The sequence below is a fragment of the Rhizobium ruizarguesonis genome (genome assembly GCF_012349115.1).
GTDB classification, from domain to species: Bacteria; Pseudomonadota; Alphaproteobacteria; order Rhizobiales; family Rhizobiaceae; genus Rhizobium; species Rhizobium ruizarguesonis.
Genome location: NZ_PQIG01000083.1, coordinates 52,551 through 65,755 on the forward strand (window position 1 = coordinate 52,551; position 13,205 = coordinate 65,755).

Below are 13,205 nucleotides of genomic sequence, written 5' to 3' on the forward strand. Positions count from 1 at the left end.
CCGTCTTCGCCACCAGAAATGCCATCAACAAGAGGAGGCATAGTCATGTTTACCATGTCACGTCGCGCCGTCCTGGGGTCGGCTGCTGCGGCTGCTGCATTCGGGCTGTCGTCGAAGCTTGAATTCGTCATGCCGGCATTTGCTGCAACACCGTTGGAGCCGGCGGTCGGCTTCTATAAATACAAGGTCGGCGATATCGAGATCACGGCAATCTACGACGGCATCTGGAGAAAGCCGCATGACCCGGCCTTCATCAAGAATGCCTCGATCGAGGATACCAAGGAGGCGCTATCGAAAGCCGGGCTTACCACCGAATTCATGCCGATCCCGCTGACCGTCGTGGTCCTGAAGCTCGGTAACCGCCTGATCATGATGGATGCCGGCTCGGGCGTCGGCCAGTGGCAGGAAAATGCCACCCATCTGCCGGCGAACATGGCCGCGGCGGGGATCGACTACAAGAAGATCGATACGATCATGATCTCGCATTTCCATCCCGACCATGTCTGGGGACTGATGGAAAAGGGCACCAACAATCCCGTCTTTCCGAATGCCGAGCTCATCGTCAATGCCGACGAATACAATTGGTGGACCGCGCCCGGCCGCGTCGAAAAGCTCGCCGAAGGCCGCAAGCCGGCAGGCAAGCGCATCGCCGGGGTCTTTCCGAAATGGAAGAACTGGAAGCTCGTCGCCGATGGCGCCGAAGTCGCACCCGGCGTGCAGCTTGTCGCCGCGCCCGGCCACACGCCAGGCCATTCTACCTATCTTGTCGCCTCCGGCAGCAAGCAACTGCTCGTCTCGGCCGATATCATGTATGTGCCGGCGCTGCTCGCACCCCATCCTGAATGGCAGGGCAGCTACGACCAGGATGGACCGACGGCCATCGACACGCGCCGCCGTCTTATCGACCGCATCATTGCCGACAATATCGCGATTTGCGGCTCACATTTCCCATTCCCTGGCTCCGGCACCTTTGTCAAGGACGGAAGCGCCTATGGCTTCACGCCGACAATCCAGGCCTGAAAGGCCGAAAGGAGATCACCATGACGAAATATGCAATTCTCGGATACATCTGGCTTTGCGCTATATCCGCAGGCTTCTCCGCGGTGACGGCGCTTCCCGCCTTTGCCGTCGACAACATGCAATCGACAGACGCTCCCGACCTGACCTCGGTGCGCGCCAAGATCGATGCCAAGGACTATGCTGATGCGTTGGCAGAGCTTCGCGGCCTTGCCGAAGACAACCAGCAGGCGGATGTCTATAATCTGATGGGATATACGCTGCGCAAGACGGGCGACTACAGAACGTCGCTGACCTACTACACCAAGGCGCTGGAGCTGCAGCCCGATCACAGGGCAGCGCGTGAATATCTCGGCGAACTCTATGTCGAGACGGGCGAGATGGCGAAGGCGGAGGAGCAGGTGTCATCGCTGAAGCAACTTTGTCCGAGCGGCTGCGAGGAACTCGAAGATCTGCAAAAGGTCATCGCGGCCAAGGGCGGCAATTGACGAGCATATGAACGCAAGAGCAGGCGGGAGAGCCGCCTGCTCTTCAAACCGGAGGGTATGATGGAAAGCGCCTCAAGCCGGCCCGGACTGGCCGATCTCATTCTTTTCCTCGGCAGGCTCCTGCTGTCGCTGATTTTCCTGCACGAAGGTTGGTCGCTCGCGGGAGATATCACGGCGACCATCGACATTTTCGCGAAACTGGGGCTATCGGCGCCGGTCGCGCTTGCCACCATTGCCCTTCAGATCGGCGCCGGCCTTTCCGTCGCGACAGGCTTCCTCACTCGGCTTGGCGCACTGGCGCTGGCGCTCTTCTGCCTGGCGACCGCCTTGCTCTTTCACACGAACTTTGCGAGCCAGAACGAGCTGCTGCATTTCGAGAAAGACCTGGCGATTGCCGGCGGCATGTTCGTCCTGGCGGCTTCGGGTGCGGGAGCCATATCGATCGACAGGCTGCTGAGAAAGCGGGCCGGGATGCATCCCTGGCTTAGAGCGGCGTTGTCGTGAATATGCACGGAGGTACCACCACATTCGGATGAACGTTGACGAACCTTGCGAGCGCTCGCGCGCGCAATAAAATCGAATAAAACCGAACAAACCAAAGCATCGATGCGGGCTACACTTTTGGCGACAAGTCAGGAGTGTGCCAGTGATGTCTTCCGCGCAAAGCAATCAGCAAAAGCCAATTCTCGTCTTTCTCGGCAAAGGCGCTGCCTTCGACATCGTCTCGAAATTGACTGAGAACGGATATGTCGCGGCGGCTGTGTCCTCGGTGCCGGAGCTCTTCGACGCCCTGCGTTCGGACCGATATTTTCTGGCCGTAACGATGCGATCGGATATCGATATGGTCCGAAACATCCAGCCGATACCGGTCATCAATCTGGAGGTATTTTTCCACACGGCCCAATCGACAGCAAAGTCGGTTCGCTCCTCGAAGGAATTCGACAGCGACGCATTTCTGCGAAGGGTCGCGGCCCTCACGGAATCAAGGACAGGCAGAATTGCTGCAGTCCAAAGAGCCCCGGCTGCAAACGAGACAGTGACTGCAGGCACGGCGAAGGCATCCCGGTGGCGTGCCGCCACATCTCTTCTTTTAAGTCGCCGCGCCACATCAAGCGCGGAGCGAGCTGATTAGACGTGGGCGAATTCTCATCGCCGACGCACCGGTCTTTGCCCGGTTCAGATCCCGATGGCCCGGCACTGTCTCTCCAGCCGGCCATGCCGCGCCTCGTTCCGGACGGATCCTATGGGCATCTTTCTGCCGGGTTTCGTGGGCTCGAAAGCGTCATTCCGAGACCAGAACTTTTTACGTGGTGCGGGTGCCTTCTCGTGTTTCAGTTGCTCGGGGCAGCGTCAGCAAGCGGATATATCATCACGGCATTGTTCCTGCTGGTGGCGATCGGTCGTCTCGCCAGAAACGTTCTCCACAAGCTCACCGCACGGCTCCCGAAGCGCTCAGCGTTGAAGCATTACACGACGGCGATCGTCTCTCTGGTGTTCTTTTGCCTGCTGGTCGTTCGGATGTGTTTCATCGCCACCGTCATCATCGATAGCGCAATCCAAGGTGGCAAGGTGGAAATCAGTGGCGATCCCGAAAGCCAGTTTTGACGGCGGACTCCGTGTCGAAAATCCCGCAACATATCTCAACATTATCGAATATAGCATTGCATGACATTTGATATCCTAAAGGCGGAGCCGTGTCGGTGCGGGGCAGGTCGCGTGGTGTCCGATGACCGGGAGAATACCACCGCGGTTGACAGTGGCCGAGCCCGCCTGACCTTGACACGGTGAAACGTGGTAATTTCGCGCCGAGGGACATCTCCCGGCAAGAGAGCGAATGACGAATGGCATATGAAATGGCAGCTCCCAATCAGGCTCATATCCTCATTGTCGAAGACGATCCCGCCATCGCGGATATGCTGGTGGACCTTGTCCGAAGCAGTGGCTTCGAGGCCTCGTCGGTGGAGAGCGGCGCGGCTATGGATCGAATGATGGCGCGACAGCAATTCGATCTCATCGTCCTCGATGCGATGTTGCCGGGCGAGGACGGCTTCAGCATCTGCAGGCGGCTTCGTGCGTCGTGCTCGGTGCCAATCCTGATGCTGACGGCGCTCCAGGAGGATATCGATCGTATTCTCGGCCTGGAACTCGGAGCCGACGACTATGTCACGAAACCATTCAACTCCCGCGAGCTGCTGGCCCGGATCAAGAGTATTCTCCGAAGAGCGTCATATGCGCATCATCAGGAGGAAGCACTTGGACCGATGGTGTTCTCAGGATGGCGCATCGATCCCAAAAGCCGTCAACTCCACGACGCGGACGGAGCGCAGGTTTCCATGACAACCGCGGAGTTCGATATCCTCCTGGCGTTCTGCTGCAATCCCAACAAGGTTTTGACGCGCGAACAGCTCTTGTCGATGACACATGCCGGATCGGCAGGACCGGTCGAGCGCAGCATCGACGCCCACATCAGCCGGGTCAGGCAAAAGATCGAACCAAATCTGAAAGATCCGACGTTCATAAAGACGGTGCGGCTGGGGGGATATCTCTTCGCATCCAAGGTAGAGCGTCTCTCTTGAGAAATTTTCGGCGCGCTTCGATCCAAAGTCAGATCCTCGTATTGGCGACCTTCCTTGTCGTGCTCGTTTCCGTGGTGGCAACCGCCATGGAACCCTATATCTACGGCCGTCATGACCGCGGGTTTCAAAACGGCCTGTTTGCTGCCAGGGCGGCGATGGTCACGGAGCAATTTGCGCAGGCAAGTTCAGCGCAAGACGAAGTCGCCGTTCTCAAGAGAGCAGCGGCACTCGGCGTTGGGGTCGAAAAACTGTCCCTGGACCGGCCGCTTGCCGGCAAACAGCAGATGGTATCTCCAGGCGAGTTGGTGGCACGTATCAACACCATGCTCGCCGACAATATTTTTGCGGCATTTCATCGCTTCGTCATCGGTCAATCGCACCCTGATGTCCTGACTGTCGGAATCGACGACAAGCGCGCCCTCGTCTTTCAACTGCCGGTTTTTCCCAGCCATGTCTGGTTTGTTCCGGCTGCCGCAAGTGGATTTTTGAAGATCGTCATCCCATTGGTGCTGCTCGCATATTTCAGCAGCCGGCTCATCACCGAGCCTCTAAGGCACTTTGCCGCCGCTGCAAAGCGAGCGAGCATGGAGGGCAGCTGGGAAAAGCCTTTCGAGCCGGACGGCGCATCCGAGATTCGAAGTCTGGCGGAATCGCTGAACGTCATGAGCGATCGAATCCAGCGCATGGCGGAGGATCGAACAAGAATGCTGAGTGGCGTGGGTCATGATCTCAGGACACCTCTGACGAGGTTGCGGATGCGTGCCGAGCGTTCTGGCGAGCCCGAGCTTCGCAGCCTGATGCTGGCCGATATCGCCACCTTGAGTTTCATGATCGACGAGTGCCTGGCCTATTTCAAAGACGCATCCACTGCGGAGACTGATCGAAAGGTCGATATCTCAAGCCTGCTGCAGACGATTGCGACAGACTTCTCCGACATGGGCATCGATGTGAGCTTCACCGGTCCGCGGCGGCTGGCGTTTATCTGCAAACCTCAGGCCCTTACTCGGGCAATTACCAATCTGGTTGACAATGCGTCTCGTTATGCAAAGCAAGTCGAAATCGATCTGCAAGAGAGCGACGATGGCGGGATCAAAATATCGGTGGGCGACAACGGCCCTGGTTTGACCGATGAGGCCAAGGCGAAAGTTCTGGAGCCGTTCTTCAAAGCGGACAAATCCCGCCAGATCGGTGCCAAAGGCGGTTCCGGGCTTGGGCTCGGCCTTCCGATCGCCAAAGGGATCGTCACCAAAGCGCACAATGGACAATTGACGTTGTTGGACAGGAAGCCCACCGGCCTGGTCGTCGTGATCGATCTTCCCGCCCCTCAGGGGATCCAGCCCGGAGGCTCGCCGTCGATCCCTTCATCACATTGACTTACTGCCCGTCGTGGCGTCGTCACGCATCGCGCTGCCTTCGCGGCAAAAGACGGCTCGCGAACATTTCCGCATATCATAGCAAACACAGCAACATTCGAATTCCATAAAACCGGTGCCAGCAGATCCCATGCCATTCGGCATTTCCAAAGCTGGAGCCAAGTCCTTGATAAAAAATCTGAAAATCGGCGTTGCAGTGATGCTTGCCTGTTCGAGCGTTGCCGCATGCACGACCCCTGACCCCACGGTTTATTCCGGACTTGCTTCGGCATCACAGCTCCAGCCGAACACTGAGGATAAAACCGGCCGCGTGCCGTATCACTATCAGACGAAAGTCAACTGGAGCCAGTACAACCGGATCATCGTCGATCCCGTAACCGTCTATAACGGTCCTGACAGTCAGTTTGGCAAGCTTCCGGAAAAAGACAGGATCTTCCTGGCCAATTACATGCAGACTCAATTCACCGAAAAATTGAAGACGCGCTTTGCGGTCGTCAGCGCTGTCGCTCCGGCAACTCTCAGATTGCATCTGACGCTGACGGGGGCGAAGGCGACGACTGCGGTACTCGGAACGGTCACGCGCATCGACGTCGCAGGCGGATTGTACAATACCGTCCAGGCCGCTCGCGGCCGAGAAGGTTCGATGACCGGTTCGGTGAATTATGCCGTGGAGATCTATGATGCAGCAAGCAATCGTCTCCTGTCGTCCTATGTCACCAAGCAATATCCCAATGCGATGAATATCGGCGCAAGCTTCACGGCGATGGACGCCTCCATGGTGGGCGTTCGCAAAGGTGCCGATGCTCTCCTTGCCGAGTTGAAATAGGCGATAGGAGCAAAAGACCTAGCCATGTTCCATGTACGGCCGAACTGGCCGAGACGTTCGACAACAGAGAGGAAGGGCCGCATGCAGAAGTGATGCGGCCTCGATGTCTTCAAGCGGCCCTGCAACCGCTCATAGGATTGCTTGGCCGGCCATCAGTGCAAGGACAAGGAAGATCAGGAAGATCACCAGCGCGATGCCAAAGAGAACGCGGGCGATTGTCGCGGTGGCGGCGGAGACGCCCGAGAAACCGAAGAAGCCGGCGATGATCGAGACCACGAAAAATATCAGAGCCCATTTCAGCATGACATCATCCTTTGCGTTTGCCTGGGAAAGACGCAGCAACCGGGAAAATGTTCCAGATCGTTTGAATGGAATGGCGATCTCTTTGGAGAAACGCGGGGGAGAAATGCGGTCTTTCCAAAGACCGTACGATCTGTTTCAAGGAACGATCGATTTGCCCCGTCGATGAAAGCTCCGTCATCATGCCAGCTTTTCTGGACCAGCATACAATCTCCGCTTATTTCGAAGTCATCATGATCAATCTCCTGCTGTCGGGAGACAATGTCATCGTCATCGGCATGGCCGCGGCCGGCCTCGTCAGCGAGCTGCGCGGCAAGGCGATCGCCGTCGGCATTGCAGCGGCGGCCGTCATCCGCATCATCTTCGCCGTCATCGCCGCCAGGCTTCTTGTCATCACCGGCATCACGCTTGCCGGCGGCCTGATGCTGCTGTGGATCTGCTGGACAATGGCCCGCGAGCTGCTCTCGGCCGACGAGGAGCAAGCGCACGACGTCTCCCACATCAAGCCGAAGCTCTTCCGGCAGGCGATCGGCCAGATCATCTTCGCCGACGTCTCGATGTCGCTCGACAATGTGCTCGCCGTCGCCGGCGCTGCGAAAGAGAACATCAACGCGCTGATCTTCGGCCTCATCCTTTCGGTGCTGCTGATGGGCGTCGCGTCGAATTTCGTCGCCAGGCTGCTCAATCGCTTCAGGTGGATCGGCTGGATCGGCCTTGCGATCATCGTCTATGTCGCGCTCGACATGATCTGGAGCGGCGGCGGACAATTGCTGGCGCTTTACGGCCACGCGGCCTGAGATAATCCCGCCGGCGTCTCAGCGGCTGGGCGCGAATGACGAGAGGGGCCTTGCCGGCGCGTGAGAAGAGCACCGGCGTCGACACGGCGGGACTGACAAAGGCGTCACCGCCGAGAACCGCCTTCGCGGTCGATGATGCGGATGTCGCCGTCGAGCAGTCGGTCGCCCCGAGGCGCGCTTCATATCCACGGGATATCTTTCGCCGGTCAGCCGTGATTGATCATCACGTGGCGTACGGCGGTGTAGTCTTCCAGCGCGTAGACCGACATGTCCTTGCCGTAGCCCGACTGTTTGAGGCCGCCATGCGGCATCTCGTTGGCGAGCATAAAATGGGTGTTGATCCAGGTGCAGCCATATTGCAGGCGGGCGGCAGTCTTCATGCCGCGGCCGATATCCCTGGTCCAGACGGAGGAGGCCAGGCCATAATCACTGTCGTTTGCCCAGGCAACCGCATCATCGGCATCGGAAAAGCGGGTGACTGACACGACCGGGCCGAAGACCTCGCGGCGGACGATCTCGTCGTCCTGCAGGGCGCCTGATATGACCGTCGGCGTGAAGAAGAAGCCCTTGTCGCCGGAGACCTTGCCGCCGGCGGTGATCTCCATGTGCTTGTGTTCGGAAGCGCGGGCGACGAAGCTTTCGACGCGGTCGCGCTGGCGCTTGGAGATCAGCGGGCCGATCTCGTTTTCGGTATCGTCGGCCTGGTTGAAGCGGATGCTCGAGACGGCCGAGGAGAGGTCGGCGACGAAATTGTCGTAGACCTTGGCATCTGCATAGATGCGGCAGGCGGCGGTGCAGTCCTGGCCGGCATTGTAATAGCCGAAGGTGCGGATGCCTGCGACGACGGCATCGATATCGGCATCGTCGAAGATGATGACCGGGGCCTTGCCGCCGAGTTCCAGATGCGTGCGCTTGACTGTCTTGGCGGCGGCCTGCAGCACCTTCTTGCCGGTTGCGACATCGCCGGTGATCGAGATCATGCCGATCTTGGGATGGTTGATCAGCGCGTTGCCGACGCTTTCGCCGCGGCCGAGGATGACGTTGACGACGCCCTCGGGAAGGATTCCCGAGAGCAGCTTCGCCATTTTCAGCGCCGTCAGCGGCGTCTGCTCTGAGGGCTTGAAGACGACGGTGTTGCCGCCGGCGATCGCCGGCGCCAGCTTCCAGGCCATCATCATCAGCGGATAGTTCCACGGCGCGATCGAGCCGACGATGCCGATTGGATCGCGACGGATCATTGAGGTGTGGCCGGGCAGGTATTCGCCGGCCGCCGGTGCGTGCAGGTTGCGCACGGCCCCCGCAAAAAAGCGATAACAATCGACGATCGCCGGGATTTCGTCGTTCAGCACCGCATTGATCGGCTTGCCGCAGTTCAGCGCCTCTAGTGCGGCAAAGCCGGCGGCATCCTTCTCGATCGCGTCGGCGATCTTCAACAGGTAGCCGGAGCGCTCGCCGGGCGTCGTCTGCGACCAGCTCGTGAAGGCCTTTTCGGCGGCGTCGACTGCGGCGTCGACCTGGGAAAGCGACGCTTCGGCAAGGTCCAGCACCGTCTCGCCCGTCTTGGGGTTCAGGACGTGCTCTTCCGTTTCCGTGCCTTTTTCAAAGCGGGAACCGATCAGCATTTGGATATCCATGATGTTCTCCCTGTTATTTGCCGGCGCCGGCGATCTGGTCGCCGTCGCGGGTGAGGTAATAGGCTGCCAGGATCGGCAGGAAGGTAACGAGCACGACGACCATGGCGACCACATTGGTGACCGGGCGTTGGCGCGGGCGGATGAGTTCTTCGAGCATCCAGATCGGCAAGGTCGATTGCTGGCCGCCGGTGAAGGTGGTGACGATGACCTCGTCGAAGGACAGCGCGAAGGCGAGCATGCCGCCAGCGAGCAGGGCAGTGCCGATATTCGGCAGGATGACATGGCGGAAGGTCTGGAAGCCGTCGGCGCCGAGATCCATCGAGGCCTCGATCAGCGAGCCTGATGTGCGGCGGAAGCGGGCGACCGCATTGTTGTAGACGACCACGACGCAGAAGGTGGCGTGACCGAGCACGATGGTCCAGACCGAAAACGGGATATCGAACAGGCTGAAGGCGGAGCGCAGCGCAATGCCGGTGATGATGCCGGGAAGCGCAATCGGCAGGATGACGAGCAGCGAGATCGCCTCGCGGCCGAAGAATTTCGTCTGGCTGACGGCTGCCGCACAGAGCGTGCCGAGCACCAGCGCGATCGCCGTGGCGATGACGGCGACCTGCACGGAAAGCCCAAGCGCCGACCAGACATCCGGCCGGTTCCAGGCAACGGCGAACCATTGCAGCGTCAGGCCAGGCGGCGGCCACTGATAGCTCTTCTCCTCCGTCGTGAAGGCGTAGACGAAGATCAGCAGGATCGGCAGGTGCAGGAAGAGCAGCCCGCCGGCGGCTGCGATCTTCAGGGGAAGCGGCGATGTCTTGAGGTCAGAGCGCATCGAAGGCCCCCTGTTTCTTGGCGAGCCAGAGATAGAGCGCCATGATGACGATCGGCACGACGGAAAAGGCGGCCGCCAGCGGCACGTTGCCGGCCGTTCCCTGCTGGGTATAGACCGCCTGGCCGATGAAGAGCCGGGACGAGCCGATGATCTGCGGGATGATATAATCGCCCAATGTCAGCGAGAAGGTGAAGATCGAGCCGGCGACGATGCCGGGCAATGCCAACGGCAGCAGCACGGTGCGGAAGGTCTGGCGCGGCGTGGCGCCGAGATCCGACGAGGCCTCGATCAGGTTGCCGGGCACACGCTCGAGGGCAGCCTGTGTCGGCAGGATCATATAGGGCAGCCAGATATAGACGAAGACGATGAAGGTGCCGAGGTAGCTCACCGAGAGCGAATTGCCGCCGATAACAGGCAGGTTCAGGATGCCGTCCAGCAGCCAGGAGAGATGCAGCTTCTCGAAGGTCCAGGTGAGGATGCCTTCCTTGGCGAGGATCAGCTTCCAGGCGTAGATCTTGACGAGATAGCTCGACCAGAGCGGCAGCATGATGCCGAGATAGAAAAGCGCCTTCCATTTGCCTTGCGCATAACGCGCTGTGTAGTAGGCGATCGGGAAGGCGATCAAGGCGGAAGCGATGGTCACCAGCGCTGCCATGACGAAAGTGCGGATGATGATGTCGAAATTCGTCGGGTTTAGAAGCTGCGCATAGGTCGCAAGGGTGAATTCGTAATTCACCAGGCCTGAGAAATCGTCGATCGAAAAGAAACTCTGCAGAAGCAGGGCGAGCAGCGAACCGATATAGATGATGCCGAGCCAGAGCAGCGGCGGCGTCAGCATCAGGAAGAGCAGCAGTTTCGGGTGCCGCCAGAAGGCATCGGACAGCCGGCCGAAGAGGCCGCCGCGCCCCGGAAGAATCGATGTCGCCTCATTGGTGGTGATGAAGATCGCCGTCATGCCGCGTCATCCATGTAGTGGATATCGCCGGGCTGCCAGGCAAGGCGTATGCCGGCGCCGACGACAGGCACATCTGCGCCCGCCGGCAGCATCACGTGCAGCCGCGCCCCGCGGATGCCAACGGTGAGGCGCGTGGCTGCGCCGAGGAAGCTCGCATTGTCGACCTGCGCCTCGACGCCGTCGCCTGCCAGCCGGATTGCTTCGGGACGAAGGCTTGCCCAGCGTCTTTCGCCGCCGAGCGAGGCCATCAGATCAGGCGCGATGACGTTCGACGAGCCGACGAAATCGGCGACGAAGCGGTTCTTCGGACGGCGGTAGATATCCTGCGGCGTACCCTCCTGGACGATGTTGCCGTCGTTGAAGACGGCGACGCGGTCGGCCATGGACAGCGCCTCGCCCTGATCGTGGGTGACAAAGACGAAGGTGATGCCGAGCGCGCGCTGCAGGCTCTTCAACTCCTCCTGCATCTGTTCGCGCAGTTTCAAGTCCAGGGCGCCGAGCGGCTCGTCGAGCAGCAGCACCTTCGGCTTGTTGACGAGCGCGCGGGCGAGCGCTACGCGCTGGCGCTGGCCACCGGACAGCTGACCGGGGCGGCGGGCGCCGTAACCCGGCAGCTTGACGAGATCGAGGGCATCGCCTGCCGCTTTCATCCGCTCCGCCTTGCCGACGCCTTTGACCATCAGCCCGTAGGCGACATTGTCGAGGATGTTCAGATGTGGATAGAGCGCGTAGTCCTGGAATACGGTGTTGACGTTGCGGCGATAGGGCGGAACGCCGTCTGCCGTCTCGCCGAAGATCTGGATGTGGCCCGATGTCGGCTGTTCGAAGCCGGCTATCAATCGCAGGCACGTCGTCTTGCCTGAGCCGGAGGGGCCAAGCATCGCGAAGAACTCGCCCGGCGCGATCTCGAGATCGACGCCGTCGACGGCGCGAACCTGGCCGAAATGGCGCGATACCTGCTGGAAACGGACGGCTGACGTCATTGGGGGCTCCGGCTTCTTTGCTTTTAGAGAGGCTGCGGTCTTGGTTCATATAACCCCACCCCAAACCCCTCCCCACAAGGGGGAGGGGCTTAATCTGCCGTACCCCTTTCGCAAATACCTTGGCGTTTCGGCAGGAATTCGGCGGTGCCATTCAAGGCCCCTCCCCCTTGTGGGGAGGGGTTGGGGAGGGGACTTTACCCAAGCGGATCGGCCCGGTTTACCGCCCGCCGATCACGCCGATATAATCAGACACCCAACGATGGTACGGCACGCATTCGCTCTGCGTCGCGCATTTGGCGACCGGGGTCTTCCAGAACTTGATCTTGTCGAAGTGATCGAAGCCGTTGGTGGCGCAACCGCTGTCGCCTATCAGCTCGTTGCCCTTGCAGGCAGCGGGAACGGAGGGCACGGCGCCGAACCAGGCGGCGGCGTCGCCCTGGACCTTGGCCTTCAGCGAATGTTCCATCCACATATAGGCGCAGTTCGGATGTTCGCTGTCGGCATGCAGCATGGTGGTGTCGGCCCAGCCGGTGACGCCTTCATCAGGGAAAGTGGAGGCGATCTTCTGCTTGTCGGCCTGCAGCAGGTTCACCTGAAAAGGCCAGGAGCCGGAGGCGACGACGCCTTCGTTCTTGAAGTCGTCGATCTGGATCATTGCATCGTGCCAGTAGCGGGAGACGAGCTTACGCTGGCCGCGCAACAGGTCGAGGGCGGCCTTGTACTGGTCCTCGTTCAGTTCGTAGGGGTCCTTGATGCCGAGATCCGGCTTATGGGCCATCAGATACATCGCGGCATCTGCGATGTAGATCGCGCCGTCATAGGCTTGGACGCGGCCCTTGTTCGAATTGCCGTCGGGCAGCGTCTGCTCTTCGAAGACGACATTCCAGCTCGTCGGCGCCTTGTCCTTGAAGGCGTCGGTATTGTACATCAGCACGTTCGGCCCCCAGAGATAGGGCACGCCGTAATGCACGCCGCCGACCGTGTACCACGGGCCATTCTGCAGGCGCTCGTCGACGGTCTTGAAGCTCGGGATTAGATCGGTGTTGATCGGCTGGACACGTTTGCCGGCGATGAGGCGGAGCGAGGCGTCGCCTGATGCGGTGACGAGATCGAAGCCGCCCTCGTTCATCAGCGATACCATTTCATCGGAGGTGGCGGCGGTCTTGACGGAGACCTTGCAGCCGGTCTCCTTTTCGAAATCGGTGACCCAGTCGTAATTCTTGTCGGTTTCGCCGCGCTCGATATAGCCGGCCCAGGCCACGATGCTGACCGCACCTTCGCCCTTGCCGAGCGCCTTGAGCGGTTCTGCGGCGATCACCTGCGTGGCGAAGCTCAGGCAGGCGATAGCTGCCGTGCAGGATTTCAAGAGATTCGTCATCATCCGTCTCCCGGTTTGGTGCCACTTCTGTGGCGTATTGTTCCCGGCTGAA

The 13,205-nt window shown here is 60.0% G+C and carries 15 protein-coding genes; 9 read left to right on the top strand and 6 right to left on the bottom strand.

Annotated elements, in window-relative coordinates:
• Window positions 1-45 precede the first annotated feature (45 nt).
• The 8 genes from C3Y91_RS19405 (at window position 46) to C3Y91_RS19440 (ending at window position 6,280) form a co-directional block, all read left to right on the top strand.
• The gene (locus C3Y91_RS19405) at window positions 46-1,020 is read left to right on the top strand and encodes an MBL fold metallo-hydrolase (protein ID WP_024322938.1); all 975 of its coding nucleotides are present in this window, start codon (window positions 46-48) and stop codon (window positions 1,018-1,020) included.
• 20 nt (window positions 1,021-1,040) lie between these two features.
• On the top strand, window positions 1,041-1,505 hold the full coding sequence (locus C3Y91_RS19410) for a tetratricopeptide repeat protein (protein WP_018497505.1): 465 nt from the start codon (window positions 1,041-1,043) through the stop codon (window positions 1,503-1,505).
• A 57-nt stretch (window positions 1,506-1,562) separates the two neighbouring features.
• Window positions 1,563-2,009: a DoxX family protein gene (locus C3Y91_RS19415; protein ID WP_024322937.1), complete on the top strand. Its 447-nt coding sequence runs from the start codon at window positions 1,563-1,565 to the stop codon at window positions 2,007-2,009.
• Between the two features lie 136 nt (window positions 2,010-2,145).
• Window positions 2,146-2,637, top strand: a complete 492-nt coding sequence (locus C3Y91_RS19420; protein ID WP_024322936.1) for a hypothetical protein — start codon at window positions 2,146-2,148, stop codon at window positions 2,635-2,637.
• Window positions 2,638-2,831: 194 nt separating this feature from the next.
• On the top strand, window positions 2,832-3,110 hold the full coding sequence (locus tag C3Y91_RS19425) for a hypothetical protein (RefSeq protein ID WP_024322935.1): 279 nt from the start codon (window positions 2,832-2,834) through the stop codon (window positions 3,108-3,110).
• Window positions 3,111-3,358: 248 nt separating this feature from the next.
• The gene (locus C3Y91_RS19430) at window positions 3,359-4,081 is read left to right on the top strand and encodes a response regulator (protein WP_024322934.1); all 723 of its coding nucleotides are present in this window, start codon (window positions 3,359-3,361) and stop codon (window positions 4,079-4,081) included.
• On the top strand, window positions 4,078-5,454 hold the full coding sequence (locus C3Y91_RS19435; RefSeq protein WP_024322933.1) for a HAMP domain-containing sensor histidine kinase: 1,377 nt from the start codon (window positions 4,078-4,080) through the stop codon (window positions 5,452-5,454). Before C3Y91_RS19430 ends, C3Y91_RS19435 begins: the two co-directional genes overlap by 4 nt.
• A gap of 166 nt (window positions 5,455-5,620) precedes the next feature.
• Window positions 5,621-6,280, top strand: a complete 660-nt coding sequence (locus tag C3Y91_RS19440; RefSeq protein ID WP_210267745.1) for a DUF3313 domain-containing protein — start codon at window positions 5,621-5,623, stop codon at window positions 6,278-6,280.
• Between the two features lie 129 nt (window positions 6,281-6,409).
• Here the strand turns inward: C3Y91_RS19440 and C3Y91_RS19445 are convergent, their stop codons facing one another.
• Complete coding sequence (locus C3Y91_RS19445) at window positions 6,410-6,583, bottom strand: DUF1328 domain-containing protein (protein WP_024322931.1); 174 nt, start codon at window positions 6,581-6,583, stop codon at window positions 6,410-6,412.
• A gap of 179 nt (window positions 6,584-6,762) precedes the next feature.
• Here C3Y91_RS19445 and C3Y91_RS19450 point away from each other — a divergent pair, with 179 nt between their 5' ends.
• Entirely contained in the window at window positions 6,763-7,377 is a 615-nt protein-coding gene (locus tag C3Y91_RS19450; protein WP_024322930.1) for a YjbE family putative metal transport protein, read from the top strand.
• A 206-nt stretch (window positions 7,378-7,583) separates the two neighbouring features.
• On the opposite strand, the gene C3Y91_RS19455 is transcribed toward C3Y91_RS19450, so the two are convergent.
• The 5 genes from C3Y91_RS19455 to C3Y91_RS19475 all read right to left on the bottom strand — a co-directional run bounded on the left by C3Y91_RS19455 (window position 7,584) and on the right by C3Y91_RS19475 (window position 13,153).
• Window positions 7,584-9,011, bottom strand: coding sequence for a gamma-aminobutyraldehyde dehydrogenase (locus C3Y91_RS19455; protein ID WP_024322929.1), 1,428 nt, complete (start codon window positions 9,009-9,011; stop codon window positions 7,584-7,586).
• Window positions 9,012-9,024: 13 nt separating this feature from the next.
• Window positions 9,025-9,837, bottom strand: coding sequence for an ABC transporter permease (locus tag C3Y91_RS19460; RefSeq protein ID WP_018072710.1), 813 nt, complete (start codon window positions 9,835-9,837; stop codon window positions 9,025-9,027).
• A complete protein-coding gene (locus tag C3Y91_RS19465; protein WP_130665139.1) occupies window positions 9,827-10,792 on the bottom strand; it encodes an ABC transporter permease in 966 nt (321 codons plus the stop codon). Before C3Y91_RS19465 ends, C3Y91_RS19460 begins: the two co-directional genes overlap by 11 nt.
• Window positions 10,789-11,775, bottom strand: a complete 987-nt coding sequence (locus tag C3Y91_RS19470) for an ABC transporter ATP-binding protein (protein WP_168575708.1) — start codon at window positions 11,773-11,775, stop codon at window positions 10,789-10,791. The genes C3Y91_RS19465 and C3Y91_RS19470 overlap by 4 nt, the downstream gene beginning before the upstream one ends.
• Before the next feature lie 217 nt (window positions 11,776-11,992).
• Entirely contained in the window at window positions 11,993-13,153 is a 1,161-nt protein-coding gene (locus C3Y91_RS19475) for an ABC transporter substrate-binding protein (protein WP_130665137.1), read from the bottom strand.
• Window positions 13,154-13,205: the final 52 nt, after the last annotated feature.